The organism is Methylomonas albis, from assembly GCF_014850955.1.
In the GTDB taxonomy this organism is placed as follows: Bacteria; Pseudomonadota; Gammaproteobacteria; order Methylococcales; family Methylomonadaceae; genus Methylomonas; species Methylomonas albis.
This window is the reverse complement of the sequence record NZ_JACXSS010000001.1, coordinates 3,642,404-3,668,035: the sequence shown is the minus strand read 5'-3', so window position 1 is coordinate 3,668,035 and position 25,632 is coordinate 3,642,404. Positions and strand designations below refer to the sequence as shown.

Below are 25,632 nucleotides of genomic sequence, written 5' to 3'. Positions count from 1 at the left end.
GGCAGGTTAGATATCTAGTACTTTACATTTTGTTTTGAATTTACCTGTTTTAACTTTCAAATTTAGGTGTTTTTTCCCGTATGCCGCGCCGAGCACCGGAGCTTTTGGCGGGATTAGCCCGCAGGGGCGATGCAGGGATGCATCGCGTTGACGAAGGGGCAGGAAGCCCCTTTCGGCAACCCCCGGCAAAAGCGAGGAGCGCAGGAAATAAGCGGCATCCGGGTGTCTTTTCTTTTGGATACTTTTCTTTGGACAAGCAAAGAAAAGTATCTCGGTTGTCGGTCCGAGAACCGACGTTAAAATAATCCGTCGCGATAGCGACACACTTATGTCGATCATCAACACAGATGGTTGAAAACGATGAACATTGCCGAACAAATTTACGAAACCGTCAAAACCTTGCCCGAACAAACTGCCTGTGAGGTATTGAGTTTTGCGGAAAGTTTGAAAGCCAAACAAGTCGACGAAGATCGCTTGCGTCGGGAGAAGGCGCTGGCTACGTTGGCTAAATATCGCGGCCGTTATAAAGCTGAAAAATTCCAGCGTGAAGATCGTTTTGGTCATTAAATAACTAATTTTTTGCAAAATCATGTCAACATCAATACATTTCCCTGTAATTGCAAAATAAAGGAAACAAGCGGAATGACCACGATCACATTCGATACTCATGTCTTTGTAAAGAAACTGAAAGCTGTCGGTTTTACCGAAGAGCAAGCGGAGGTTTTCGCTGCAGAACAGGCACGATTGATCGAAGATCAATTGGCTACCAAGCATGATTTGCTTGAACTCGAAACCAATTTGCGTCGTGAAGTCAAGCAATCTGAATTGCTGCTCCAAGCCAAAATGTCAGAAAGTAAAGCCGAGATGGTCCGCTGGGTTGTCGGTGTCGGTATGTTGCAAATTACATTGATAACAGCGTTGCTGTTACGGTTGTTGCCGGGGTAAAGCGAATAAGTCTACCTCGTCTGCCGGTGAGAGAGCCGCAGTAAAATAATCCATCTCCTCGTCCTTGCGCTCTCCCTGGGGGGGCATTAAAAAGCCAAAAGGTCAATAAAAACATGGCATTGTACGTCTATAAATTTGGCGGAACTTCTGTTGGTACGGTCGAACGTATCAAGGCTGTCGCCGATAAAGTTAAAAAAGCCCACGATGCGGGCGATCAGATTGTGGTGGTGGTGTCCGCGATGAGCGGCGAGACCAATCGCCTCGTGAGCTTGGCGAAAGAAATACAGCCGCAGCCGACCGACCGGGAACTGGATGTGTTGCTGTCCACCGGCGAGCAGGTCACCATTGCTTTGCTGTCGATGGCCTTGCATCAGGTGGGTTGTGAGGCGCGCTCTTATACTGGCGCTCAAGTGCGCATCCTGACCGATAGCGCTCACACCAAGGCGCGGATACGCGAGATTGACGAAGCCAATATGCGTGCCGATCTGGATGCCGGGCGGGTCGTCGTCGTCGCCGGTTTTCAGGGCGTGGACGAGCATGGCAATATCACTACGCTGGGTCGGGGTGGTTCGGATACCACCGGCGTGGCATTAGCGGCGGCCTTGAAGGCCGACGAATGTCATATCTATACCGATGTTGATGGCGTGTATACCACCGACCCGCGCGTGGTGCCAAAAGCCCGCCGTCTGGATAGCATTACCTTTGAAGAAATGCTGGAAATGGCCAGCCTCGGTTCTAAAGTCTTGCAAATCCGCTCGGTTGAGTTCGCCGGCAAATATAATGTCAAATTGCGCGTATTGTCTTCGTTCATGGAAGGCAACGGCACCCTAATTACCTACGAGGAATCAGAAATGGAAAGAGCGTTAATTTCAGGCATCGCGTTTAACCGGGACGAGGCCAAGCTGACCTTGACCGGCGTGCCTGATCTGCCGGGTGTGGCGTCGAAAATCCTGGGGCCGATCGCTGCGGAAAATATCGAAGTGGATATGATCGTACAGAATATTTCCGCCAATGGCACCACTGATTTCACTTTTACCGTCAACCGCAACGATTTTGCCCGCGCACAGAAAGTGTTGGAAGGCTTGCGCGTCGATCTGGGGGGCAATACGACTCTCATCGGCGATAGCAGTATCGTCAAGGTGTCCATCGTCGGTGTCGGTATGCGCTCGCATGCCGGCATTGCCAGTACCATGTTTAAAGTCTTGGCCGATGAAGGGATCAATATCCAGATGATTTCTACGTCCGAGATCAAGATTTCCGTCGTGGTCGACGAGAAATATCTGGAATTGGCGGTGCGCGCGCTACACAAAGCGTTTGGCCTGGATCAGGAATAATTTCAGCGCTCTGTTGTTAGTCGCAACAGCGGCTAGACAGTCAATAAATCCCCGGTTTTTTTTGTATCGAAGGCTGATACAAGGGCGGGGATTTTTTTTGATGGCTTTTTACAAAACTGTGTTAGATAACTTAAAAATAAAGAGGCATTTCCCTTATTTTTGATGTTTTTTTAAAAAGCATTTAGGTTTATTCAATATAATCAAACGATTATATTTTGGCATTCTTTGTGCATTTTACCTCCGGTGGATTTTAAGTTTTTCTGCGTGAGGTATGTTAATGGCTCAAGAATTAATTGTTGTAAATCAAGAAGTAGTGGCTCAGCAAATCAATACTGCCGGCTTGGTGCTGGGCGCGGGTTTGGCTGTGGCCTCAATGATTTTAGTGCCTGCCTTGGCGATGCGTCTTGGTTTAAGTGCTAGTTTGACTGGCGCATTGAGAATCGCATTGATGAAGGCATCCAGCCGGGCTGCACACGGTAAGCGATGACCAGCGTTGCGGTGTTCAGAGAACTACTGCCACGATAATTCTAAAGTTATCGATCACTCAGTGCTTGCAGTAGCCTTGGTTGAGCTTGCTGTAGTTTTCGAACTTGCTGTGTTTGCCTGGGTTATTTAGGCGCTATAATCCTCCCATGTGTACGGGTAAATAAAAGTGGGTTCGTGTGACAATGGATGAGAACAAGAAAAGCTGTGATCTTTGCGGATTAGCCGTAGAAGTGGAAGGGTTTAAATTAAAAACCCTGCAAGGCGAAAAGCGTTTTTGCTGCGAAGGATGCAAGGGGATTTATCACATGCTGCACGAAGCACAGGTTTTGCCTGAAGACGCCGACGATTCAACACACACCCAGTCTTAACCAGCAACGAGGATGCAGATGGCACATGTTCACAACCCAAAAAAGACTTCGAGCGATTCATCCATGACTAAGCAGGTGGTGGCTGGTACACTAGCCACTGCAACTGTAAACACTGGAGGAAAATTGATGACTAAATTAGCGAAACACCCTCTTTTGGTGTTCGGTGCAGGCATGGTGGCGGGCTATTTTGTCTACAAGTACAGAAAGGAAATTATTTCCAACGCCACAAAAACGATTGATGCGGGCAAGGATTTTGTGTTGCATCAAAAAGAAAATCTTGAAGACATCGTTGCCGAAGCGAAAGAAGACAACTAGCCCGTTCTATTCTATCGCTGATTTTGGCCATTTGGCTGTAACTTGAAACGGGTGGTTTCTGCTAAAACAGAGCCGCCCGTTTTACTTTTCCCTGTTGACTATGGCTATCCAAAAAGAATTTGTACTACGTTATCGACATGACGGCCATGTGCGTTTTCAAGTGCCCGCTCAAGTGTGTCAATCGGCCGTGGCGGCCTTGATAAGTCAGAAGCTTAGCGCGGTAAACGGCGTCCAGTCCGTGAGTCTATATCGGGGGCAGGGTAAATTGTCCATACGCTACGACGAAACGATCTGCGGATTTACTAGCTTGGCTAAGCAATTGTTTCAAATGCTTGCCGAGTTAGAGCAGCAAGGCCATTTTGAAAGCAAACCGCTAGTTGAGCAGGCTAAAAAATCGGTTCTTGGGATCAAAAAGCGTTTGCAGCGTACCCGCTTAGGTGGTTGGGTCAGTAAGAAATATCAAGCCGGTAAGGAAACGGTGCAGGCGGCCAAAATTATCGGCAAGGTCAGCACCAAAGGTCCGAAAGCCCTATTTAAAGATCCCGAGAAAGCCACGATCGATTTTTTAAACGATGTGCTGGTCTTGTATCTGATCAAAACCCACTGGACCCGCATCACCCAGGAGTGGCTAGTCAAGCCGATTGTTCATCGCTACGAGTGGATGGCGGTGCTTTATATGTTTTTCCTTTTAGTGCGTTCGCGCCGGCCTAAATAGATACTGCCAACGCCGATCCCGCGTTTTCAAGGGATCGGCCCCCTCGTCAATTACATTCTCAGTCGCCCATGGAAATCGATACTCGAAACTACGCGCATTTTTCCGTTCGACACCAGCTAAAAAATCGGATCCGTATCATTACCCCGGTGTTGCTCCGTGATCCGGAGCGCGGTTATATCCTGGAAATTCTGCTGAAAAAGCGCCCGGAAATTAAACTGGTGCGTTCGGTGTTTGAGATCGGCTCGGTAGCCATCGAATTCGATTCCGGCCAATTGCCGGTGAAAAATTTATTGATTATGTTGGATGCGGTGTTGGGCAATATCGCACTGAAGCAAACCGAGTTAAAAAAAGACAAGAAAAAAACCTTCGACGGGCCGCTGCAAGAAGTTGATTTGGCGGTACAAGGTATGAGTTGTGCCTCGTGCGCATTATTGATTGAGATGGTTTTAAACCGCGACGAACGCGTGAAAAAGGCCGGTGTTAATTTCGCCACCGAAACCGTCACAGTGCAGGGACAGCTCAGCAAGGCTGAGGTGATCGATAAGATCGAAAAATTGGGGTATGGCGCCATGCCCATCGATACGCTCTCGCAGCGGAAGCGGCTCATCGAAAAGGAGTTGCAACGAATTGACGTAGCCCGGCGTCGATTCATATGGGCAGGGCTGTTAACCGCACCCGTGGTGACGATAGCCATGACGATGGGTGGCCGCACCTGGATGCATTGGTTACAGTTTGCACTGACTACGCAGGTGGTATTCGGCACCGGCAGGCAGTTTTTTAGCAAGGCGTATCGGTTGGCCAAGCAGCGCGCGGCCAATATGGATAGTCTAATCGCGCTGGGTGTGGGTTCGGCTTATGGCTACAGCATCCCGTCTCTGTTTAGGCAGCGCGGCCACGTGTATTTCGAAGCGGCGGCAGCCATCATTACCTTTGTGCTGTTGGGCCGCTATTTGGAAGAGCGAGCCAGAGGCAAAGCCGGCGAAGCGATACGTAAATTGGTCGATCTGCAACCGCAAATTGCCACTTTGTTGCTGGATGACGGTAGCGAACGCATCGTCGATATAGATGATATTAAAATCGACGATGTAATGCTGGTGAGGCCGGGCGAAAAAATTCCGACCGACGGTTTGGTGATTGCCGGCCTTTCCACGGTCGACGAAGCAATGATCACTGGTGAGAGTATGCCGGTCGTAAAGAACATAGGCCAGCAAGTGATCGGTGGTTGTGTCAACGGCAACGGCGTGTTGCATATCAAGGCCACGGCGATAGGCATGGATACTGTGTTGGCGGGCATTGTGCATATGGTCGATCAAGCCCAAGCTGCCAAGCTGCCGATTCAGAAGCAGGTCGATAAAATTTCGGCGGTATTTGTGCCGGCGGTGATGGCAATATCCGGCGCGACCCTCGCGGGTTGGCTACTGGCTGGCGCGCCGTTTGCGTTTGCCTTTGGCAATGCGATCACGGTGTTATTGATTGCTTGTCCTTGCGCCTTGGGTTTGGCTACGCCGGCGGCGATTATGGTCGGCACCGGCCAGGCAGCCAAGCAGGGCGTGTACATCCGCAATGGCGAAAGCTTGGAAATTGCCAGCAAATTGAACGCTATTGTCTTCGACAAGACCGGCACTATCACCGAGGGCAAGCCCAGGGTGAGCAAAGTCTACAAATTATCGCGCCTGGCCGAAAACAAATTGCTGATGTTGGCGGCATCCGCCGAGAACAATTCCGAGCATTTTCTGGGCAAAGCGGTGGTGGCTTATGCCAGAGACGCGGGTGTCGAGTTGCAGGAATGCGCTTATTTTTATAGCGAAACCGGCCACGGTATTCGCGCCGAGGTGGAGGGTTATAAATTGTTGCTGGGCAATCGGGCTTGGCTGGAGAATCAGCAAGTTGATGTAAGTCGCTTAGTGGAGCAGGCCGACAATTTTGCTGATCAAGGGCAAACCCCGGTTTACATGGCGGTCAACGGCAAGGAAGCGGCTATATTCGCGATTGCCGATAATCCACGCCAGGAAGCCGCCGCCGCTATTGCGCGGCTGCACGAATTGGGTATCAAAACCATGATGGTCACTGGCGATACCGAAAGAACCGCTCACTATATTGCTGAGAACGTAGGCATAACCGATGTGGTTGCTAACGCCAAACCCGAGCAAAAATTGCAAATTATTCGCCAGTTGCAGGACGAGGGACACAACGTCGGCATGATAGGCGACGGTATTAACGATGCTCCGGCTCTGGCGGCGGCCAATGTTGGCTTTGCAGTCGGCAGCGGTACCGATATCGCTATCGAATCCGCCGATTTAACCCTGGTACAGGGCGATATTGGTAAGGTCACTGCTACTATCGAACTTAGCGCGTTTACCATTCGCGTCATCAAGCAAAATCTGTTTTGGGCGTTCGGTTACAACACCATAGCGATTCCGGTGGCGGCGTTGGGTAAACTCAATCCGATGATCGCTTCTGTGGCTATGGCCTTAAGCTCGGTGTCCGTTATCGTCAATTCACTTAGATTGAACAAATAAATGGAACACAATATGGAAGGAATGGATCATGCCATGCACGGCATGACCGAAATGGCTGCCGCTACGGGATTTGATTATTCACTGGCTTTCGTTGCCGGATTTTTGGGCAGCGGGCACTGCCTGGGGATGTGTGGCGCGCTGGTTTCCGGCTATTTCATGCGGGCCGGGAAAAGCCGTAGTTACCTGCCGTATATTGCTTATCAAGCCGCCCGTATTTCGGTGTATACGCTGATCGGCGTGCTGGCAGCATCTTTAGGTGTGGTTTTGGTGTCTAGCGGCTTGTTCGGCAAGATCCAAAGTATCTTGCAAATGATCATGGGGGCGGTTGTGATCGTGTTGGCGCTAGGCGTATTGGGCTGGATACCCTGGCAAGGCTCGGTACGATTGATTCCAATGCAATTACTACGCAAAGGTTACGCTGCGGCCAATCAAAAAGGCCCCTTGCTGGGTTCGATAATAGCCGGTGTATTAAACGGCTTGATGCCTTGCATGCTGACCTTTGCAATGGCGGTAAAAGCCACCACGGCGACAACCCTGCTTGAGGGCGGAGCATTGATGCTGGCGTTTGGTGCGGGCACCTTGCCAATGATGCTGTTTATCAGCGTCGCATTCGGTAAAATGAGCGTGAAACTACGCGGTTTGATGCTGAAGGCCGCGGCGTTCATCATGTTATTGATGGGGGCCAATACCATTAACAACGGTTTGAGTTTTTACCAAGATCAAAACTTCAACCACAGTCACTTTTTGGTGTTTGTGCAGGATAAACTTGATGAACTAATTGTTTTTCTGCATGAAACGCTCAATTATATCGGCAGTATGCTGAGCAGTATTCAAGGGGGGTGACTGCAATTCGACGAGCTAACTGAACTTAGTGCTGGAAATGTTCGAAATAACCGGTATAATGCTCGAATAATTTGCTGGTGTAGCTCAGTTGGTAGAGCAGCTGATTTGTAATCAGCCGGTCGCGGGTTCGAGTCCCATCGCCAGCTCCATATATATCAAAGGCTTAGGTGTTTTTCACCTAGGCCTTTTTTATTGCTTGTCCATAAAGTGTCCATTTTGTTGAAATGGATAATTTAAGTGATATTTGGCTTTGGATGGACAGGAGCGGTTTTAATTTGCTTTAAATAGTAGCGAATCGCTATTATATCAAATACAAAACACTGTATGTTGGTTGCAAAATCTTTTTACATACTATATATTGAATTAGCACTCTTGCTTTGAGAGTGCTAATTGATCGAAGAGAAGCCGCTAGAGGTTGCAGCCTCTAGCGGTTTGGCAGCGGTAAACTAATATCAGCGCACTGCCACCTAGCTTTTGTGAAAGGCGGCGAATAGTAAATGAATGCTTGAAGCATTTCAAGTGCTATTCCATAGGTTTCTGGCGCTGGTTCCTTATCTTAAGGAATTTGAAATGTCTAGTACAAATAAACCCGGTGGAAACACCGGTAAGAACGGCGGAATCTTTCAGGAAGTCGGTCCGCGAGGAGGTCGAAAAGACAACTTCGCGGCGGTTCCTGATAATAAAACTCTGCCGCCCACTTCTAAACCCGGTCACGCGTGGGAGCAGGTAAACCGAACTCCCGATAGTCACCGGAAGTAGTGGTTAAGGCGGTCGCAAGACCGCCTTTTTTATTTGCTCATAGTTTGCAAAGCGGATTCAACCGCTTCGCTTCCTCTAAATGCTCCGGTGCCAGGTGCGCATATCGCATCGTCATGTTTAACGAGCCGTGGCCTAGGATTTTTTGCAGGGTCAGAATGTTGCCGCCGTTCATCATAAAATGACTGGCGAAGGTGTGCCGCAGGACGTGGGTAAGCTGGCCCTTGGGTAGTTCGAAACTGCATTGCTCGGCAAGGCGCTGGAAAGTCTTATAACCGTCCCGAAATAGCCGGCCTTTGCCTTTGGGTAAACTCTCGAAAAAATCCGCATCGATAGGCACAGCGCGGCCCTTACTGTTCTTCGTCTTCTCGAAGCGAATCAGGCTCGGCTTGATTTGCTCTCCGCTGATCGTCTCCGCTTCGCCCCAACGCGCGCCGGTGGCTAGGCAAATCCGCGCGATATGGAAAGCATCGCTTTTCGATGCCTGTAAAATCCTCAGCAACTCGCCGATTTCCTCCAGGCTCAAATACTTCAGCTCGATTTCGTCCAGCTTCAGTTTTTTAACTTTGCCGATGGGATTAGTCTCCGACCAATCGCCCAGCCGAGCCAGCTCGTTAAAAATCGCATTCAGATAAGTCTGTTCGTGATTGATCGTATTGGGCGACACACCCGCCGCCAAACGTTCGTTGCGATACGCTAAAAAAGTATCGGCGTCGATCTCCGTTGCTCTGGGGTTCTTCAACCGATTACACATATTCCTAACCATCAACAGCCTGTTTTCCCCGTCCTTCAAATGCCTTCCGTGCGCCTCGTGCCATTTATCGACCAACTCCGAAAGCCTCCTGGTATCTTTTGGCGTAGGTTCCCAATCCGGCTGTTGCGTCTTATGCGCTTTAATCCAGGCTTCCCAGCGTAACGCCTCCGCCTTAGTCGGAAAGCTCTTTCGATACCGCTTTCCGTTAACTCCGTTCGGTCGAATATCGGCAAACCATTCGCCGGACTCCTGTTTTTTTATCGTCATTCGTTTTGAGTGAATTCTGCGGCAAAAATATAAATGATGTTAATGCTGTTCTTATTTCTAAGAGCTTGTTGGTTTTCCTATTATGAGATCGAATTTAATGGCTTCTTGGGGTTCTAGGTGATCCGGGAGATAGTGTTTTACGCAATCAATCAAGGAGATTACAGCTTCATTTGTCCATTTAATTTCAGGCATTACTAAAGGGTTTGGATTGAAATATCTATAAGCCATTTCATCGTTTCCAGAATGTAGACATTGCACTAAATTTATAAAGTCAGTTTCTTTTAGCGCTTGGGATGTTAAACCACTTGCCCGGCATTCGTTATATAGATTAACTAAATTATGTCTATATTTGTTTTGTTTTAGGGTTTTAGTGGGGTAATTTTTGTGTCGCAAAAATGCTTTAAGTGCTAGCTCGGTAGCATGAGAACAAAGCATGTAAATGGGGTTTAATTTTGCCTTATTTTCGCTGTCTTCTAATTTGGCTTTTAATAGTATGGAGCCTGCTTCGCAATACTCAATGGCGCCATTTAGGAAGGCATTAGGATGAATTTCGCTATCTGTTTTTTGCATCTTTGGAGGTACTTTAATTATTATGGTCATTGCTTTACATGCATCGTAATCTTGCACTTAGGATAATTCGCGCATCCCCAAAACTCCCCGCCGGCGTTCTTGCCTGATTTGGCGGTGCGCTTCACCATTTTAGTGCCGCATTTGACGCAAGTCGGCACCTGGTAATCGCCGGCGCGGGCCATGTCGTCCAAGCGCTTGTGGCTGATTTCGTCCAGGTTGTTCACCAAGCTAACGAATTCGTCGCAGTCGATCAATAACAGGTTTTTACCCTTGGCAAACTCCAAGGCATCCTTACTGTATTCCGACGTGGTCAGAAAAATACCGTGGCGCACATTATCTGCCGCCATGATGCCGTAAAGCTCTCGAATTAAGCTTACGCCGATGGGGCGGTTCCAGGATTTACATTGGCCGATGGCAAACACCTTGCCGGTAGGGTCCGCGATTTTAATATCGATACCGCCGTCGGCACCGATACACGTCACATTGGCATGGCAGTTCTTGATTCTAAGATACTCCATGCAAACATCCTCATATCGCTTCCATTCCAACGACCGCAAAAAAGGCTTGTCCCAACGGGCCGGCGCAACAGTCGGTTTCTTTTCACCGCCAACAGCCGCTAAATTATCGCCGTAACGGCCATGTTCCTTCTCTTGATGCCGCGCTGCACGGCTGGCACCGATGTTTTTAAGAATTGAATTAACCAAACTCATCATTGTTCCCTAGCTACCATTCTAATGTGTGTTTATGACTTCTGGATACGAAGCGTAAACAATCAGTAGGCTAGGCCTAAGTGATACACTTCATCGGATTTTGGAATATCTTTGACCAGCACCAGCATGTTGTATGCTTTGAAGATAGTCTTTAGTAAAGAATAAGTGTAAATATCGGATTTGACATTAGTCTTTTCCTAAGAATTAGAAGTAAAGCACAATATTGGGTTTACGAGAAATACTTAGTGTAAGCTTTTGTAAGGGGCTTATTTTTATTTTAAAATTTCTTCAATGGCGAGAGCTAAATCGCTACTTTGAAGTTCTCGATATATTACGGACATTGTATGTCCTATGAATGATAGTTCGAAATTTTTTAAAAATTCATCAAAATCTAGGGCAAAGCTTTTTCTGTTATTTTGGGAAAATCCGCAATCCGAAAATGACGCTAAAAACCATTTTCCATAGAGGCTGTTTTCATCTTTTACTAATATTAAGTTGAATCCAAAGCATTCATTTAAAATAGGGTTTCGATAATTTGATTCTAATTTGCCGAAATAAATAATTGAATTTTTTTTATAAATGCTTTCTTCGGGGCCGCTTAATATCATGCCGTACAGCTTCATTTGATTTTCTCTGTTTCTTATAATCTTTTCTTGTTCGTATTTTGAAATCTTATCCCACTCTGGAAAGTTGAATGAAACACGTTTGCTGTTAAAGTTAATTGATAGAGTTCTTCTTCTCAAATCTGAGTCATAAGGGGTTTCATGAATACTTATTTTTTGAGTCTCCAGGTGTTCGTTAACATTCTGAGAGATTTTTTTAATCTCGTCAAATATCTCCGTTATATGGAAGTTTAGTGTTTTTTTATAGGTGTTAATTCTTTCCAGCTCTTGTTGTCTTTTTAATTCTTCTTCTTGTATTTGTTGGATGGTAGTGTGGCCAATTGATGCCAGTCTCTCAAATTCTTTGCGTTCATTACTGCCTTGTTCAATTGCGTCATTTAAAGCAATAATTATTTCTTGTACGTTTTTGTATCTGTCTCCGACTCTTTTTTGAGTCATTTTTGATATTATCTGTTTAATTTTTGTTGGTATTTTTGGCTGTATTTTAGATGGGTCAGGTAGCTGTTGATAAATATGGAAGTCTCGCCATTCGTTTTCTGTTTTTGCATCAATAGGAAGCTCCCCAGTTAGCAATTCGTAAAATAATATACCTAATGAATAAATATCCATGGCAACTGAATTGTTGTCATTGAGCCAACACTCTGGTGCCATGTAAGGTATAGTCCCTGAGCCTTTGAATGACCGCGTTCTTGTTTTTTCATTTATAAGCTTGGCTAGACCAAAGTCTGCAATCGCTATATTATTGGTTTTTGATATAAGTATATTTTCTGGTTTTAAGTCTCTATGTATTATTATAGTGTGGGCTTCATTCATTCCATTTAGAATAGACTTCATTATTGAGAGACATTCGTCGAAGTCTATCCCGTTTTGCATTTTTTTTCTTAGGTTTCCATTTTCGAAGTATTCTTGGGCTATATATATGTAATCAACTTCATTAATTTTGATTTTTCCGGAATAAATTGTTTTAACTATATTTTTCCCTGTGAGTTGATGGGATATTTTAACTTCTCTTGTTAGTAGCTCTTCTTCTTCTTTGTCTGATATGGCTATTAATTTAATGGCTACAGATTCATTGCTTATTAAATCATCTCCTAAATAGACTTCGCCCATTCCTCCCTTTGCTAGGAATTTTAGATTTGAATATTGTGAAACTGAATCTATACCGGGAAGATTAGGTATTATCATGTTGTTTATCGATAGTTATTTGTTAATTAAAACAGAGCCTTTTTTCAGGCTGAGTGGCTTGGTTTTTAGTTTCGTTGTTTATCTTCGGCTGAATAAAATCTCTTCCATTTAGACAAAGCCTTATCCGCCGTCACCCAGCCCTGCCTAGTTTTTGCCGGGATTCCTCCAGTTCTGGGCTGATTTGGCCGGCCTCTGGATTGGTAGTTTCGGTGGCTATCCATAATGCATATTCGGGCCATAGCTTAAACACCGCTTCTAAGTGTTCTTCGGTCGCTCTGATCGGGTCTTTGCGCTTGATGTTTGACCATTTTGCCCGGTCAACGCCAGTCTTCTCTTCCAACGTTTTTGGGGTTTCTCCTTTAAAGTCAATTACTTCTAAAAGTCTTTCGCGTAAAGTTTTCATATCAGCGTGTAAATATAGCAATCAATAGTTGACAGGTGTTAAATTTGATTGCTATATTTACAATCAGTTTTTACCTGTAACCCAACAACCATTAATAGTAACCCATATGCCTGAAAACATGGAACAAGCCCAGCCATCGCCGCTGTCGCCCTTCGTCCCGGTGATGCATAGAGAACGATTTGCCGAACTAACCGGCATACCGTTCGGCGTGATAGACGGTTGGGTAAACCGGGGTTATCTCCCGACCATCATCATCGGCAAACATCGCCTGATAAACCTGGTCGAGCTAACCCAAACCTGTATCGAACAACTTCCGCGCTAGGCCGAGAGAGGAGACCGCAATGGATTCGTTACTTCAATTTATTTCCGAGATAGGCGCTGCCGTGTTTCCCAAAGAAATGCCGGAAACGATTGACTACTGGTTTGTGCCGCTAGTCTGGGCGGGCTTCCTGATCGCCGTTGCCTTATCGGCCGGCAATCGTCGCGACTAACACCGTAACCCGAGAGGTATCCATGATCGTTTCCGAACGCAACCTAAAACAAACCTGCGAATTCCTCGTTAACGAATACCGCTTTGGCCGTTCGAGTTACGAAGAGGCGCGCAAATCTTTCCGGGGCTTATCGCTGTTGCTGGTCGGCCATGTCGAGAAAAAACACATTCAAGCAGCGTTAGACAATATCGACGCTTTCAAGCAATCGAAAGCCAAAAAGGCGGTTAGTCATGGCTAATAAACCGAACAAACCCTCCGACTTTCCGATGTTTGCGGCCTTGGTCTACCAAGCGTCCGCCACTCGCATGGAATACACCGACTACCTGGAAACCTATGACGACTTGCTGAGGCTGTTGTTCTGGAATCCCGAGATAGACACGTTATTGGCGATTGAGTCTAGCCAGAGCGCCTTAGTGCATGGGGGCGGTCATGCTTGAGGACTTTAACCCGATTCCGGTGGATGAACTGGACGAGCGCTTACAGAAAAAGATCAGGCCGACAAAGCCATTGACGCTTGAAGAACGTGTGAAGTATGCGCGGATGAACGCGTCGATATTCCCGCGTCATTTGCGTAACGCGGCGAGCTTCAAAGCGGCCTTGGCCGCTGAAGCCGCCGACGATAACCCCCCACTACTAACAGGGGGGGAAAAAACGAAGAGCCCAGTGAATTCGACAGTTTGCCGAGTATTAAGGCCTTGGAAAAGTTTCACTTTATCGCGTTGGGTAAGGCTGGCAAGTACACGGCGGTCATGGTGCCTCTACCTGACAAGGACGCTAACCCGTGTTTGGCGTTTATCGATTGGGTCAATTTTACGTTTAAGTCGCACGCTTTCCCGTTGGAGCTGGAAACCGGCCATCCGGCGGTGAGCGACGACGATTATTTGCACTGTCTATCTGCCCGGCTTTACGACGTGTTCGGGTATGGCATTTCGCACAAATTGCCAAGCGGCCAAAACTTCTACAAAGAAACCTGGAACATGGGCATTCAAAACTGGGGAACGGTTTCGATAGGGGGCCAGCGGGATTCGGTGCTTGTCACGGTGAAGGGGCAGGGGCTTATGGCTGCTAAGCCCGGATGGGAAATGCGGCTTTACAAGTTCTTGCGGTCCATACCGGGTGCCAAGCTAACCCGCGTCGATTATGCCGCCGATAACTTCGCCAGCGAAACCGGCATGGACGATTACCTACAGCTTTACCACGCCGGCATGTTCTCGCTCAGGGGATTCCCCAAAGTCAGACAAGAGGGCAATTGGATCAGGCCCGACGGTAAAGGCCGCACCTTGTATCTGGGTTCTAAAGAGTCCGGGAAAATGCTGCGGATCTACGAAAAAGGCTTACAGCTGGCGAATGGCTTCCATGAGCTTTATCCGGATTGGATTCGCATTGAATTGGAGCTAGGCGCAAAAGATAGAGTTATCCCGTTAGATAGCTTGCTGCGTCCGGGGCAATATCTGGCCGGTGCTTATCCGGCCTTGGCAAAGTTCCATCACGTTCAAAAGCGCGTCGAGACCTTCAAAAACACGGCGAAAAGTACCGTGCAAAGATCGGTTGAAACGACTCGCCACCAGTTTGGTAAGCATATCTGGATGCATTCGGCCTTATTTGGAGCCGACGAGACCATCAAGATGCTGACCAAGGGTAAAGAACAGTTACCCAAAAACATCAATTTCGATACGCATGAACAATTGGCAATTGATGAATTTATCCACACCGAAAAACCGCTAGTTTTCGAGGCTGGCGACATACCACTCAACATTGACACAGCAAGGGGCAAATAACCATGGAAAAAATCAAAGCATTAGGCTGGAAACACTCAAAAGGCACGCTTGAAGACAGCACGCCTTATGACTTCGTCACCGTTTACGCCATCGCGCGGATGGAAAGCAAAGACAACCAGCGCGGTCTCGCCGGTGTGGATTTTCGGGCACTGCCGGAGATTAAAGAGCAGCTCCAGAAAATTCAGTTCGGACAAGGCGTGGTTGAGCTGCAAGTCGAGTTCGAGAAAATCGCCACCGGTAAAGGCATGTTTAAGGACTACATCGTCAACGTCCAGCCGCCAGTCGCTAAGGCCGGATAAACATGTCTTATCTGTGCTTAGCCGTATCGCCTTCGGGCGCGGTGTCCGGCGTCGAAGTTGCCGCCGCCAACAGTTGCACGTCAGCGGAATATATCGCGGTGATGGCGCAAGGCTACACGGATGCCCCAACGTTAACGGATTTGTTCGCTATTCCGATAGCGGACGACCTCCAGCAGGCTTTTATGATCGGGTTCGCTCTGCCGGTCATTTGTTATCTAACTGCCTGGGCGTATCAGTCGGTCATCGGCTGGTTCGAAAAAAAGCAGGGCGAATAAACCGGGCCAAAAGCCCAATTCAATCAACCTCAAAAGGGGAAATTTATGTTCAAAAGATTAGGAACGTTTTTACAAGTCGTTCTCATGAGTGCCGTGGCGTTGTTTGCTGTGGGTATCACTCCAGCAAACGCGGCTCTTGACTTTACCGGCGTCACCGGGGCGATTGATGCCACCACCATCGTGGCGGCTATCACGGCCGTCGCGGCAATCAAAATCCTCCCTGGTGTCGCCAAGTGGGGCTTTAATAAAGTCATTGGCTGGTTCCGCGGCTAATCAGGCCAAAAGCCTAAAAACAAGGCGGGGTCAAAAGCCCCGCTTTACTGTTGAACTAGGGGGTTTTATGCCTAATTTCCGAGAGTATCCACATGCGGAGCCTTGCCCATGTTGCGGCGGCGATGTCAGATGGGCAAGCGACGAATGGAAACCGTTAGTGTTTACCAAGGTAATGGAATGCTTGCGTTGCGGTTGGTATGAAGAAACTGTAGTCGATCAAAACGGCTGGTGCGACGGTGAGGATTTTGGGGACGACGACTACGGCGACGATGACGACGGGGACGAGGATTAGAAATGCTGTGGGCATTATTGTTTGTTCTGTTAGGCGTTGTGTGTTCCTGGGCGGTTATACAAGGGTTTTCGTCATGAACAAATCCAGTTCAATCGTGACTCGCCTCGCTGCTCTATTCTTATTAATGTCGTTTTCCAATATCGTATTTGCGGCTAGTCCCGGATATGCCGACACTACAGCAGCGTATAGCGCTTGTTCGGTATTCGCAGATGCTAACGGTCATAGTGCTGGCAATTGCAACTACTATGGTGCTTTAGGAACTTCTTCCGTTTGTGTCGGCGATGGTTTGATAGGTTATGCCGCGCAATGGTACGGCATGAACCAGCCTTTTACGACATGTGGGGCAGGATTCAAGCCATATTGTAGCGTAGACAATCAAGAACTCATTGCGGACGGCTCAAGCTGTGTCGCGCCTTGTACGGCAGACCAAACCCTTATAGCTGGTGTTTGTGTTGCCAATTGTCCTACCGGTAAACATCATCCAACAACATCAGGCGGAACCACGTCGGCAACGTGCGTCACTGACGGCGCGCCTATGTGTTCGGCTGTGGGTGTCGATGTAAATGCCTTTGTGCCTAAATGTTCGCAAATTGTCACGGGTTCCCCGTCTGCGTGTGTTGATGCCGATTACACCGATTTTCCCTTGGCGAGTTGTCCGCAAATCGATTGCGGCGACGGCATAACAGTTCAATACCCGGCATCGTGTCCTGATGTTAAGACATGTCCGGCAGATTTTATACTATCCCCGCTTGGTGAGGGGCTAGGTTCAACGTGTGTCAAACCTGCGCCAGATGAACAGACCGCGCCTTGTGTCTATGTCGGTACGTCTAAGGTTTGCGCGTCCGACCCCAATAATTGCGTCTATGCTGACGGGCAATTCACATGCCTTAAAGAGGTACAGACACAGCCTCCAGGCTCTACATGTTACTCCGTAGCAGGCAAAACCTATTGCTTGTCTGGTCAGCCCGAAGTTAAAACGACGGAAACGACTACAAATAACCCCGATGGTACTGTCACAAAGCAGGAAACTATCCAGCCGTCTATACAAGGCTCTCAGGCCCAAACCAGAACAACAACAACCGGCGCGGACGGTACAAAGACGACAGTTTCAACGGTGAACAACGATGTAAATTTGGCTTATGGCCTGTCTCAGCAATCGCAAAAAATAGACCTAAGCAAGGTCGAATTGAATACGGCAAGCACGGCGGCAAATACAAAGGACATAAAGGATTCACTCGCGGGGCTTAGCTCCACGCATGCTGGATACCGTCCAGGCGTCCCCACTGAAGGACTGCATCAAGATAGCGGCAAAACCTTTGGCGCGTCGATGACCAAGTTAAAGGACGGCGTGCTAGGCACGCAAATAGGCCAAACGCTAACGAACATTTTTAAGCTGACCATCCCGGCGTCTAATTGCCCAACGTGGACTATTCCGCATACTGCGCTAACGCCGGAAATTGTTATCGATCAACAGTGCGCACCTGTAATGGACTCTCACGTCTGGCCGGTGGTTCGAGCAGTCATGTATGTAGTGGCGTTGCTGATTGCGTTTACCTGGGCATTTTTGTAAGGGCGGATATGAAGTTTTTTGACTGGATGATAGACGGCATTACCAGCGCTTTCGACGCGCTCTTTGCGTGGTTGCGGCTGATCTATGAAAGCATGAAGGCGGCGCTATATGACCTGCCCCTGGTCATATTCGATAAGTTTGTTGATGCTCTGATAGGCGCGTTTAGCCTGTTCAATGGCATGCTCGACTGCTGCATGTCAGGCGCGGCAAGTTTGCAGGTTGCGGTAGATGCAATCCCGGCTGCAACCGGTACGGTGTATTTTCTCGACCGGGCGGGGCTTGTGCCGTGCTTGGCATGTTTGGGTGCGGCGGCGACGTTTCGCATGGTGCGTAAACTGGTTACATTGGGTCACTGGTAATGATAATTTTTCATGAGGGCTTGCCGAGATCGGGAAAAAGCTATGAAGCTGCTATTAATCGGATTATTCCTGCGCTCCAGGCGGGGCGCAAAGTGTTCGCGTATATTGAAGGCCTTAATCACGAAAAGTTTGCCGAGATTACCGGTAAGCCGCTTGATGAAATAAAGGGCAGGGTAGAGCATAGGACGCTAACAACTCAGGAATACGCCGCGCTGGCCGATGAGGAAAAGCAACGTGTTAGCAAGGGCAAAGATTCCTGGACTATCAAGACCTATCCAGGGCTTTTGCATCAAGTGGACGCCGAGCAAGTCAAGACCATCTATGACCATGTGGAAAATGACAGCTTAGTCATCATTGACGAACTGCAAGACTTTTGGCCGTCTGATCGCGCAAAGCTCGGCGACGGCATAACGCAATTTATCACCCAGCACGGCCACCGTGGGCTTGACATTGTTGTGATGGGTCAAGACCACCGTGATTGCCACGCGCTATGGAAACGACGCATTGACCAGCTCATAACCTTTGTCAAGCTGGACGCTGTAGGTATGGCAGACCGCTATACCTGGACGACGTTTAAGGCGAACAAAGGCAAATTTGTACAGCTCAGGTCTGGTCAAGGCAAGTACGACGAAAAGTATTTCGGCCTCTATAAAAGCCATACTGACGGCACTAGTAATAAGGCCACCTATAACGATGATAGGGCGAACCTGCTCAAGTCGTCGGCCATTCGTTACGGTTTGCCGGGTGCTTTAGCTGTTGGCGTAGTGGCCGTGTGGTATCTGGTGTCATTTATGACGGGAGGGCAAGACGTTGTAAAGGTTGCCAAGGCAAGCACGGCTGAGGTACAGCAAGGGCAGGTTGAGCAACGGGCAACGGCTAGGCGTCCAGAGCCAGAACAGGCAAGGGCGGAACAGGAAAAGCCAAAGGAATTGCCAAAGGCAATGAGTCATGCGCAATACATTGAACAGATAGTGACAAAGTTCAAGCCACGCTTGGCGGGGCTTATAACGGGGACTGGGCCAAGGGGAGAGCCAAAAACGGTTGGTTACGTAGAATTTATGGACGAAACCAACCACGTTAAAGAGCGATTCGACCTTAAGCAGCTAGAGTCCTTCGGCTGGGCATGGGGCGTGCGGCCTTATGGGCTAGAGTTGCACCGGGGTATGCAGTCTATAGCCGTTACGGCGTGGCCGATTGACGTGTACGGCAAGGTGCCGCAAAGCACGCAAACAAGGCTAAATAGCGATGAAAACCCCACATTTAGGGCCGCCAATGTCGAAAGGTCGTAATGTTTTGTTATGTAAACAGGCGGCAACGTGCAAGGGCGACATAACCGTTACCGACCAGGTAGCGGACGACCTGGCCAAGTAACGCCAAGCGTTACTGTCCGGATTCGATTTGCGCCGGCCGGGTAACATGCTGGTACTGTCCTTGTTTCCCGGTATCGGACTGCTGGATCGCGGCTTCGAAGATGCCGGCTTTTGCGTCGTGCGCGGTCCGGATCTGATCTTCGGCGGCGACATACGCCGCTTTCATGTCCCGGCCGGCCGTTTCGACGGCGTGATTGGCGGTCCGCCGTGTCAGGATTTCAGTAAAGCGCGACGTATCGAACAAACGGGCGAGGGCGCCGATATGCTGCATCAATTTGTCCGGGTGGTCACCGAAGCGAAACCGCAATGGTGGTTAGCTGAAAACGTGCCAGGCGTGCCGGATATTCGAATCGACTGCTACAGCTGGCAACGCCTCGACCTCAACGCCTCCGAGTTCGGCCACGATCAACGCCGATTGCGTCATGTGCAATTCGGCGCGCTCGACGGCTCGGCGTTACGCATCGACCGCAAAAAGTCGCCGGCGAGTAACGCCACCGTGCTTGCGAACGACAACAGGCCGCTAGCCGAGATTGTCGGCCTACAGGGCTTGCCGCCTGACTTCGACATACCCGCTTTTACGCGTGGCGCTTTAACCCGAGCCATCGGTAACGGCGTACCCTATGGCATGGCCTACGCCCTGGCTCAAGCCGTGCTAAACCGAACGACAGGCGTAACCCTTTGCGCCTGTTCCTGCGGACGTCCGGTAACGGGTCGCCGAATCTACTATGACGGTGCCTGTCGCAAACGGGCCTTTGATAGGCAATTCAAAAAGCAATTAGCGTAATGCGTTGCTAAAATTAATTATCGTAACGTTGCTTAAAACCCTTTTATAATGAAAATCAGCGAAATACTTAGGCGGCTTCAGGAAGATGGCTGGCGGCTTGATCGTACTAAAGGCAGTCATCGCCAATTCAGGCATCCAGAAAAGCCCGGCGTGGTCACTGTATCCGGTAAACCTAGCGACGACGTTGCACCAGGCACGCTTAACAGCATATACAAACAGGCAGGCTTAAAATGAAATACCTGATTATCATTGAACCCACCGAAACAGGTTTTTCCGCCTACAGTCCCGACGTACCCGGCTGCATAGCGGCTGCGGAAACCGAAGCGGAAACTCGCTCCTTGATGCACGACGCTATCGCCTTTCATCTCGAAGGCATAGCCGATGCCGGCGAACCCATCCCCGTCGCCCATTCCATAGCCGAATACGTCGAAGTGGCCGCTTGAGCCTGGGCACGTACCTTTAACAGTCAACTGAAACCCAAAAAAATCGACGCAAAAGAGCCGCAAACCTGCGGCGTATCAAGGGCTGTCTAATTTTTTGGGTTTAGCTTGCGGCGGTTGACTGCGAGACTAGAAAATCAAGCTATCAAACCCTGCCGGCAACATCCGGCAGGGGTGCCCAGCGGCGAGCGTTGGGGGTACGAGATATAAAAAAAGGGGCTTTCGCCCCTTCGTTTTTTAGTGATATGGATACATTTCTTCGGGTTCCCATTCGTCCGGATCTACGCTACTCCATTCCTCTTCAACCTCTGCCGCAATTTCGATTGTCCGGGTTCTTATTAAATCGGCAATTCGTTCGTAGTGCTTTCTCCAACGTTCGCTTAAATCATCCTGATAACGGTTTTCTAGCTCTGAAAACACTTTTGCGTGGTTAACTTCTTCTAGCTCTTTGTCGTATATCCAGCAGTTTCTGACCAGGAAAAATACGCCTGAAATTTTGTTGCTAATATTGCTTCTCCAATTCTCCAGGCTTTCAATATCCTGGCTTTTATCGTCCTTCATCAGGTTTTCGAATAGATTGATCAATTCATCCATTGTTACGATTATTGTTTCTAATTTCATGGCCTTATCTCCTTGCTGTATCAAAAAAACCGATACAGCGAGCAGGAGTGAAAGGGTCAAGGGCAAAAAGGAAAAAATCGACTCAACAAAAAGTCAAAAAATAGCGTCTATTTTTTGCTTTTTGGTGCAACGAACCCTTGAGGCTTTCACGTATTCGCTACACTCCCTTTTTTGATAGAGTGAGGTCGGCTGCTCGTCGCGTATCGCGCGGAGACACGGTAATAATCGCAGTGAGGGAGATCTACGGACTTTATCGAAGGGTGCGTTTAAATTAGAACAATTGGGTTTTTCGCGGGGGCTTCAGGCCATATATGCCCCCATAGCGAAAAACCCAACAACCGCGTAGCGCCAAGCGAAGCGCGGAGAGGATGGTAGGGAAACATATAAGCTCAGCTAACAACTATGCTTTGTTAGTGGTGTTTTAAGATGTCTATAAACTGTCCATTTTATAGTTGTGAACAGTAACTAAAAGTGACTGGATAAATTGATATGCTAATGATATTAAAAGAAATAGTAAATTGAAGTGACGCAAAGTGACTTATAAAAACGGCTTTGTAATCAGCCGGTCGCGGGTTCGAGTCCCATCGCCAGCTCCATATATATCAAAGGCTTAGGTGCTAACTCATCTAGGCCTTTTTTATTGGTGCTACGCTAGTGCTACGGCTTCGATTGAAACAAGTTGTATTAAACGTCCGCCGCCCAAAAACATCCCTTCCGACATTAAAAAACCGGCATGCTAACCGGTCTTTTTGGGGAATGGTGCAAATTTATCGATTCCCCCCACTACTACTAACAGGGGGTGAGGAGCCTAGTGAATTCGACAGTTTGCCTAACATTAAGGCCCTGGAAAAGTTTCATTTTATCGCGTTGGGTAAGGCTGGCAAGTACACGGCGGTCATGGTGCCGCTGCCTGACAAGGACGTTAACCCGTGCTTAGCGTTTATCGATTGTGTCAATTTTACGTTTAAGTCGCTAGATAGTATCGAGCGCCAGACGCCCCCGGAATTGCCCGCAAAAACCATTCAACTGGGCAAACGGCTGTACACGGTAAAACAAACCGTCGAGGCTTATCCGGCTATCAGGGAAGGTGGCCTGCGGTATTTGATATTTTACGCCGAGGACCACAAACCCAAAGGCTTTGCTCGCAGCATTCGCCGTATTGGTCGCGAGGTGTTGATTGATGCGGATAGCTTCGAAGCTTGTATAGCACAGCATTAAGGCTTGGTTTCGGATTTGTTGTAACTAACCAATTAGGTTAATATCTCAGCCATGGAAGACCAACACCCCATTGCAAGCTGTCGGTTATCAAGGCACTAATTGCCGACGGTAAGGTTAGGACGACCAAAAGCGCACGGGAAGGCGCGGCGGCTTTGGGGTTTTGTTTTGATGGCATGCTGGCGGTAATCTTGGGTTTAACCATAGTGGATTTTTTCAAGAACATGACCACCCATGCCGACCATAAGGTTTGGCAGGATGTTTATCGGCCCAAAACCTTGGCCGGCGATGTTTATCTGAAACTGACCGTCGTTGATGATGTGTTGGTCGTTTCGTTTAAGGAGTTGTGATTATGAAATGTCCGTCTTGCGGCGCTGCCGAGCTGGTGGGGGATACCCGAGACATGCCTTACACCTACAAAGGCGAGCCTACGATTATCTCGGACGTAACCGGCGAATTTTGCCCGGCCTGCGATGAAGTGATTACCGATGCCGACGAATCGCGGCGAACCATGGCCTTGATGATGGAGTTTAACAAACAGGTCAATGCATCGATTGTTGACCCCAGCTTTATTGCCAGCGTCCGTAAAAAACTGGCGCTTGACCAGCGGGAAGCATCGGAGATATTCGGCGGCGGTATCAATGCTTTTTCCCGCTACGAGAACGGCAAAACCAAGCCACCGCTGGCACTGGTCAAACTTCTAAAAGTCCTAGACCGGCACCCCGGTTTATTGGACGAGATTCGGACAGCTTAGCTTAGTTTTGGGCGCTGTCACGTGGGACACTCAGCTATAAATCAAGGCAGTAAACAGCAATGATCTTGCCCCCAATTCCCAGACACCCAGCTAAGAGAGTAATCTCAGCAACCTGAGGAGTCTTATGAAAACCAACGAATCCAAACCATCATCAGTCAAGTGCACTCAATATACGCCGCAGCTTAAGGAGCAAGCCATCGAACGAGCCAATCGCGACGGTGTGCCCAAGGCGGCTCAAGATTTGGGTATTGCCCAATCCATGCTTTACAACTGGGTGTCCTAAAGCCGCCAGACGGTCCAACCTTTTGAAGATCAAAACTGCAACAGGCCGAACTCGCACGGTTGCGATGTAAAAATGCCCGGCTGGCACAGGAGTTAGCCTTTGTAAAAAAGGCGGCAGAGTATTTATGCCCTATGGGTACTTCGCGAAAAACCCATCGTGAGGTACACCATGATTAAAAGCCATGAATCTGAATTTGCTGTCGCCCTCATGTGCCGGGCGCTATCGGTTTCCAAGGCCGGTTATTATCATTGGAAAATCCGTGCGCCTTCGCTACGGGCACAGGTTCGTGCACAATTAGCCCGTGAAGTGAAACGGGTGTTTGATGATGAGCATGCGCGTTCCGGCGCGCCGCGAATCGCCACATCATGAAAACCCATGGCTGTCGGGTGAAAGCGGCCAGAAAATACAAGGCAACCATCAATAGCAATCATTCCTGGCCGGTTGCGCCCAACCGGTTAAACCAGAACTTTGAGGCCGATCGACCGGATCAAAAATGGGTCTCCGACATCATCTATATCTGGACTGACGAAGGCTGGTTGTATTTGGCTGTCGTACTGGATTTGTATGGGCGGCGGGTGATCGGCCGGTCAATTTCAGAACGCATGACCGCCACATTATTCGGCGATGCTTTGACCATGGCGCTTTGGCGGCGTCATTTGCCCAAGGGTGTGATTGTGCATTCGGATCGCGGCAGCCAGTATTGTTCAACGGCGTACCAAAAGCTGCTGAGCAAACATCAATTAATTGGCAGTATGAGCAAGAAAGGCGATTGTTACGATAATACGGCCATGGAAAGCGGGAACCACAGCTTAAAAGTGGATGCGATCCACGGTGAGCGGCTTACAATCCGCCAAGTTGCCAAACAACATGTCTTCGCATATATCGAGGTGTACTACAATCAAAAACGGCTTCATTCAAAGTTGGGATATATGCCCCTGAAGCTTTTGAACTTAAATTTGTCGCTTAGTGAACTGTCTGTGAAATTGGGGCAAGATCATTTTCCTGAAGTCAACTTAATATCTATTCAGTCCAAAATAAGGGATAATCCAAGCTTCCATTATGGAAGTAACGTTTTTTTTAATTGAGAGAGATTTATGGCTGCACAAGTAGAAGGCAAAGTTAAGTGGTTCAACGATGAAAAAGGCTTCGGCTTCATCGAGCAAGACGGCGGCAAAGATGTATTCGTACATTTCAATGCGATTCAAGGTAGTGGCCGTAAGTCACTGAAAGAAGGTCAAAGAGTCACCATGGAAGTAACTGCCGGCGCAAAAGGTCCACAAGCAGAAAACGTCATCCCTTTATAAGCGGACAGTATTTGTAGAAAAATGCATGGCAGATAGTAAATATTTGCTGTGCATTTACAAGAATAGGTAAGCTTTTCAAATCAGACCCGATCTTGACGTTCATTGCCACGGGTGATGGCGTGTCTTCATTAGCGATACTATAAAAACCTTCGAATCTTTTTTTCTGAATCAACGATGACAGAGCCGAGTCCAGACGAAATAATGGCAGCATATGCTGCAAATGCCGTAACTTTCGCTCTTAGCAATTTTGGTATCTCGCTTGATTTTACAGTCGAGAGCATCGAACATATCGAATCGTTGGCAAATCGCTTGTTTCATACTCGACCTAAAGGGTTCATTGCTAGGTTATTTCGTAAGCAGCCCTCTGATAATGACGTCCAAAATGTTTGTAAAATGCTCGGTAGCTATATAGGCGAGGTGTATCGTCAAAATAAGGGTGGTGAATGGCAGATTAACCCAGACCACCAAGCTATCGGTTTGTTGGATGGCGAAACTTGGATTTTTCCCCTTGCCAAAGTACTTAAGCGCATCACTAATGGAAAGAAAGACGATTTGAGCGTCTATTTTGCGGAAATTCTTGAATAGCTTCCCGTTTGTCAATCAGAAGAAATTCTCGCTCGATATTTAATCAATTGGCCTAGAAACTAGCATAACATCCAGATGTGTAAGTATTTTTGTGTAACTGGGCATTAGGCAAGAAACTGCCGGTGCTTTAGGGAGGCTTATGGCCT

35 protein-coding genes, 1 tRNA gene and 2 pseudogenes are annotated in these 25,632 nt (G+C 48.3%); 31 read left to right on the top strand and 7 right to left on the bottom strand.

Going from position 1 to position 25,632, the window contains the following annotated elements:
- Positions 1-6: 6 nt before the first annotated feature.
- The gene (locus EBA_RS16870) at positions 7-339 is read right to left on the bottom strand and encodes a hypothetical protein (RefSeq protein WP_192375786.1); all 333 of its coding nucleotides are present in this window, start codon (positions 337-339) and stop codon (positions 7-9) included.
- A 21-nt stretch (positions 340-360) separates the two neighbouring features.
- Between EBA_RS16870 and EBA_RS16865 the strand changes: the two genes are divergently transcribed.
- The 10 genes from EBA_RS16865 to EBA_RS16820 all read left to right on the top strand — a co-directional run bounded on the left by EBA_RS16865 (position 361) and on the right by EBA_RS16820 (position 7,674).
- Positions 361-567, top strand: a complete 207-nt coding sequence (locus EBA_RS16865; protein WP_192375785.1) for a DUF2281 domain-containing protein — start codon at positions 361-363, stop codon at positions 565-567.
- 12 nt (positions 568-579) lie between these two features.
- A complete protein-coding gene (locus EBA_RS16860; protein WP_225616351.1) occupies positions 580-945 on the top strand; it encodes a CCDC90 family protein in 366 nt (121 codons plus the stop codon).
- A 113-nt stretch (positions 946-1,058) separates the two neighbouring features.
- Positions 1,059-2,279: an aspartate kinase gene (locus EBA_RS16855; RefSeq protein WP_192375784.1), complete on the top strand. Its 1,221-nt coding sequence runs from the start codon at positions 1,059-1,061 to the stop codon at positions 2,277-2,279.
- Positions 2,280-2,556: 277 nt separating this feature from the next.
- The gene (locus EBA_RS16850; protein ID WP_026601374.1) at positions 2,557-2,766 is read left to right on the top strand and encodes a hypothetical protein; all 210 of its coding nucleotides are present in this window, start codon (positions 2,557-2,559) and stop codon (positions 2,764-2,766) included.
- A gap of 181 nt (positions 2,767-2,947) precedes the next feature.
- The gene (locus tag EBA_RS16845; protein ID WP_192375783.1) at positions 2,948-3,133 is read left to right on the top strand and encodes a heavy metal translocating P-type ATPase metal-binding domain-containing protein; all 186 of its coding nucleotides are present in this window, start codon (positions 2,948-2,950) and stop codon (positions 3,131-3,133) included.
- A gap of 63 nt (positions 3,134-3,196) precedes the next feature.
- A complete protein-coding gene (locus EBA_RS16840; RefSeq protein ID WP_225616350.1) occupies positions 3,197-3,448 on the top strand; it encodes a hypothetical protein in 252 nt (83 codons plus the stop codon).
- 100 nt (positions 3,449-3,548) lie between these two features.
- Positions 3,549-4,163: a ubiquitin family protein gene (locus EBA_RS16835; RefSeq protein ID WP_192375781.1), complete on the top strand. Its 615-nt coding sequence runs from the start codon at positions 3,549-3,551 to the stop codon at positions 4,161-4,163.
- 68 nt (positions 4,164-4,231) lie between these two features.
- Positions 4,232-6,682: a heavy metal translocating P-type ATPase gene (locus tag EBA_RS16830; protein WP_192375780.1), complete on the top strand. Its 2,451-nt coding sequence runs from the start codon at positions 4,232-4,234 to the stop codon at positions 6,680-6,682.
- On the top strand, positions 6,683-7,525 hold the full coding sequence (locus EBA_RS16825; RefSeq protein WP_225616349.1) for a sulfite exporter TauE/SafE family protein: 843 nt from the start codon (positions 6,683-6,685) through the stop codon (positions 7,523-7,525).
- Between the two features lie 73 nt (positions 7,526-7,598).
- Positions 7,599-7,674: transfer RNA gene (locus tag EBA_RS16820), tRNA-Thr, on the top strand.
- A gap of 647 nt (positions 7,675-8,321) precedes the next feature.
- Here EBA_RS16820 and EBA_RS16815 read toward each other — a convergent pair.
- The 5 genes from EBA_RS16815 to EBA_RS16795 form a co-directional block, all read right to left on the bottom strand.
- Entirely contained in the window at positions 8,322-9,302 is a 981-nt protein-coding gene (locus EBA_RS16815; RefSeq protein WP_192375779.1) for a phage integrase, read from the bottom strand.
- Positions 9,303-9,359: 57 nt separating this feature from the next.
- A complete protein-coding gene (locus EBA_RS16810; RefSeq protein WP_192375778.1) occupies positions 9,360-9,902 on the bottom strand; it encodes a hypothetical protein in 543 nt (180 codons plus the stop codon).
- Positions 9,899-10,582, bottom strand: coding sequence for a restriction endonuclease (locus EBA_RS16805; protein ID WP_225616348.1), 684 nt, complete (start codon positions 10,580-10,582; stop codon positions 9,899-9,901). The genes EBA_RS16810 and EBA_RS16805 overlap by 4 nt, the downstream gene beginning before the upstream one ends.
- Before the next feature lie 272 nt (positions 10,583-10,854).
- Positions 10,855-12,390, bottom strand: a complete 1,536-nt coding sequence (locus EBA_RS16800; RefSeq protein WP_192375776.1) for a serine/threonine-protein kinase — start codon at positions 12,388-12,390, stop codon at positions 10,855-10,857.
- 130 nt (positions 12,391-12,520) lie between these two features.
- Positions 12,521-12,793: a DNA-binding protein gene (locus EBA_RS16795; protein WP_192375775.1), complete on the bottom strand. Its 273-nt coding sequence runs from the start codon at positions 12,791-12,793 to the stop codon at positions 12,521-12,523.
- Positions 12,794-12,899: 106 nt separating this feature from the next.
- On the opposite strand from EBA_RS16795, the gene EBA_RS16790 reads away from it, so the two are divergent.
- The 15 genes from EBA_RS16790 to EBA_RS16720 all read left to right on the top strand — a co-directional run bounded on the left by EBA_RS16790 (position 12,900) and on the right by EBA_RS16720 (position 20,727).
- Positions 12,900-13,115, top strand: a complete 216-nt coding sequence (locus EBA_RS16790) for a hypothetical protein (RefSeq protein WP_225616347.1) — start codon at positions 12,900-12,902, stop codon at positions 13,113-13,115.
- Between the two features lie 19 nt (positions 13,116-13,134).
- Positions 13,135-13,284, top strand: coding sequence for a hypothetical protein (locus tag EBA_RS16785; protein ID WP_192375774.1), 150 nt, complete (start codon positions 13,135-13,137; stop codon positions 13,282-13,284).
- Between the two features lie 22 nt (positions 13,285-13,306).
- A complete protein-coding gene (locus EBA_RS16780) occupies positions 13,307-13,522 on the top strand; it encodes a hypothetical protein (protein ID WP_192375773.1) in 216 nt (71 codons plus the stop codon).
- The gene (locus EBA_RS16775) at positions 13,515-13,721 is read left to right on the top strand and encodes a hypothetical protein (protein ID WP_192375772.1); all 207 of its coding nucleotides are present in this window, start codon (positions 13,515-13,517) and stop codon (positions 13,719-13,721) included. Before EBA_RS16780 ends, EBA_RS16775 begins: the two co-directional genes overlap by 8 nt.
- 258 nt (positions 13,722-13,979) lie before the next feature.
- On the top strand, positions 13,980-15,062 hold the full coding sequence (locus tag EBA_RS16770; RefSeq protein WP_192375771.1) for a replication initiation factor domain-containing protein: 1,083 nt from the start codon (positions 13,980-13,982) through the stop codon (positions 15,060-15,062).
- A 2-nt stretch (positions 15,063-15,064) separates the two neighbouring features.
- The gene (locus tag EBA_RS16765) at positions 15,065-15,361 is read left to right on the top strand and encodes a hypothetical protein (RefSeq protein WP_192375770.1); all 297 of its coding nucleotides are present in this window, start codon (positions 15,065-15,067) and stop codon (positions 15,359-15,361) included.
- A gap of 2 nt (positions 15,362-15,363) precedes the next feature.
- A complete protein-coding gene (locus tag EBA_RS16760; protein ID WP_192375769.1) occupies positions 15,364-15,636 on the top strand; it encodes a hypothetical protein in 273 nt (90 codons plus the stop codon).
- 45 nt (positions 15,637-15,681) lie between these two features.
- Positions 15,682-15,909, top strand: coding sequence for a hypothetical protein (locus EBA_RS16755; RefSeq protein WP_192375768.1), 228 nt, complete (start codon positions 15,682-15,684; stop codon positions 15,907-15,909).
- 67 nt (positions 15,910-15,976) lie between these two features.
- Positions 15,977-16,201: a hypothetical protein gene (locus EBA_RS16750; protein ID WP_192375767.1), complete on the top strand. Its 225-nt coding sequence runs from the start codon at positions 15,977-15,979 to the stop codon at positions 16,199-16,201.
- Positions 16,202-16,274: 73 nt separating this feature from the next.
- Positions 16,275-17,771, top strand: a complete 1,497-nt coding sequence (locus tag EBA_RS16745; protein ID WP_192375766.1) for a hypothetical protein — start codon at positions 16,275-16,277, stop codon at positions 17,769-17,771.
- A gap of 8 nt (positions 17,772-17,779) precedes the next feature.
- Positions 17,780-18,130 (top strand): hypothetical protein, encoded by a 351-nt coding sequence (locus EBA_RS16740; RefSeq protein WP_192375765.1) that lies wholly within the window; start codon positions 17,780-17,782, stop codon positions 18,128-18,130.
- On the top strand, positions 18,130-19,419 hold the full coding sequence (locus EBA_RS16735; protein ID WP_192375764.1) for a zonular occludens toxin family protein: 1,290 nt from the start codon (positions 18,130-18,132) through the stop codon (positions 19,417-19,419). Before EBA_RS16740 ends, EBA_RS16735 begins: the two co-directional genes overlap by 1 nt.
- A 127-nt stretch (positions 19,420-19,546) precedes the next feature.
- Positions 19,547-20,284 carry a DNA cytosine methyltransferase gene (locus tag EBA_RS16730; RefSeq protein WP_192375763.1) on the top strand — a complete coding sequence of 246 codons (738 nt, stop codon included), beginning with the start codon at positions 19,547-19,549 and terminating at the stop codon, positions 20,282-20,284.
- A 48-nt stretch (positions 20,285-20,332) separates the two neighbouring features.
- Positions 20,333-20,518 carry a type II toxin-antitoxin system HicA family toxin gene (locus EBA_RS16725; RefSeq protein ID WP_192375762.1) on the top strand — a complete coding sequence of 62 codons (186 nt, stop codon included), beginning with the start codon at positions 20,333-20,335 and terminating at the stop codon, positions 20,516-20,518.
- A complete protein-coding gene (locus tag EBA_RS16720) occupies positions 20,515-20,727 on the top strand; it encodes a type II toxin-antitoxin system HicB family antitoxin (protein ID WP_192375761.1) in 213 nt (70 codons plus the stop codon). Before EBA_RS16725 ends, EBA_RS16720 begins: the two co-directional genes overlap by 4 nt.
- Before the next feature lie 234 nt (positions 20,728-20,961).
- On the opposite strand, the gene EBA_RS16715 is transcribed toward EBA_RS16720, so the two are convergent.
- Positions 20,962-21,345, bottom strand: a complete 384-nt coding sequence (locus tag EBA_RS16715) for a hypothetical protein (protein WP_192375760.1) — start codon at positions 21,343-21,345, stop codon at positions 20,962-20,964.
- Between the two features lie 825 nt (positions 21,346-22,170).
- Here EBA_RS16715 and EBA_RS16710 point away from each other — a divergent pair.
- The 6 genes and pseudogenes from EBA_RS16710 (at position 22,171) to EBA_RS16675 (ending at position 25,486) form a co-directional block, all read left to right on the top strand.
- On the top strand, positions 22,171-22,563 hold the full coding sequence (locus EBA_RS16710; protein ID WP_192375759.1) for a hypothetical protein: 393 nt from the start codon (positions 22,171-22,173) through the stop codon (positions 22,561-22,563).
- Between the two features lie 74 nt (positions 22,564-22,637).
- A pseudogene (locus EBA_RS16705) lies at positions 22,638-22,910 on the top strand (type II toxin-antitoxin system MqsR family toxin); the annotation flags it as partial.
- Positions 22,911-22,912: 2 nt separating this feature from the next.
- A complete protein-coding gene (locus tag EBA_RS16700) occupies positions 22,913-23,314 on the top strand; it encodes a type II toxin-antitoxin system MqsA family antitoxin (RefSeq protein ID WP_192375758.1) in 402 nt (133 codons plus the stop codon).
- Positions 23,315-23,438: 124 nt separating this feature from the next.
- Positions 23,439-24,564, top strand: a pseudogene (locus EBA_RS24960) (IS3 family transposase).
- Positions 24,565-24,691: 127 nt separating this feature from the next.
- On the top strand, positions 24,692-24,901 hold the full coding sequence (locus EBA_RS16680) for a cold-shock protein (protein WP_192375757.1): 210 nt from the start codon (positions 24,692-24,694) through the stop codon (positions 24,899-24,901).
- Positions 24,902-25,075: 174 nt separating this feature from the next.
- Complete coding sequence (locus EBA_RS16675; RefSeq protein WP_192375756.1) at positions 25,076-25,486, top strand: hypothetical protein; 411 nt, start codon at positions 25,076-25,078, stop codon at positions 25,484-25,486.
- Positions 25,487-25,632: the final 146 nt, after the last annotated feature.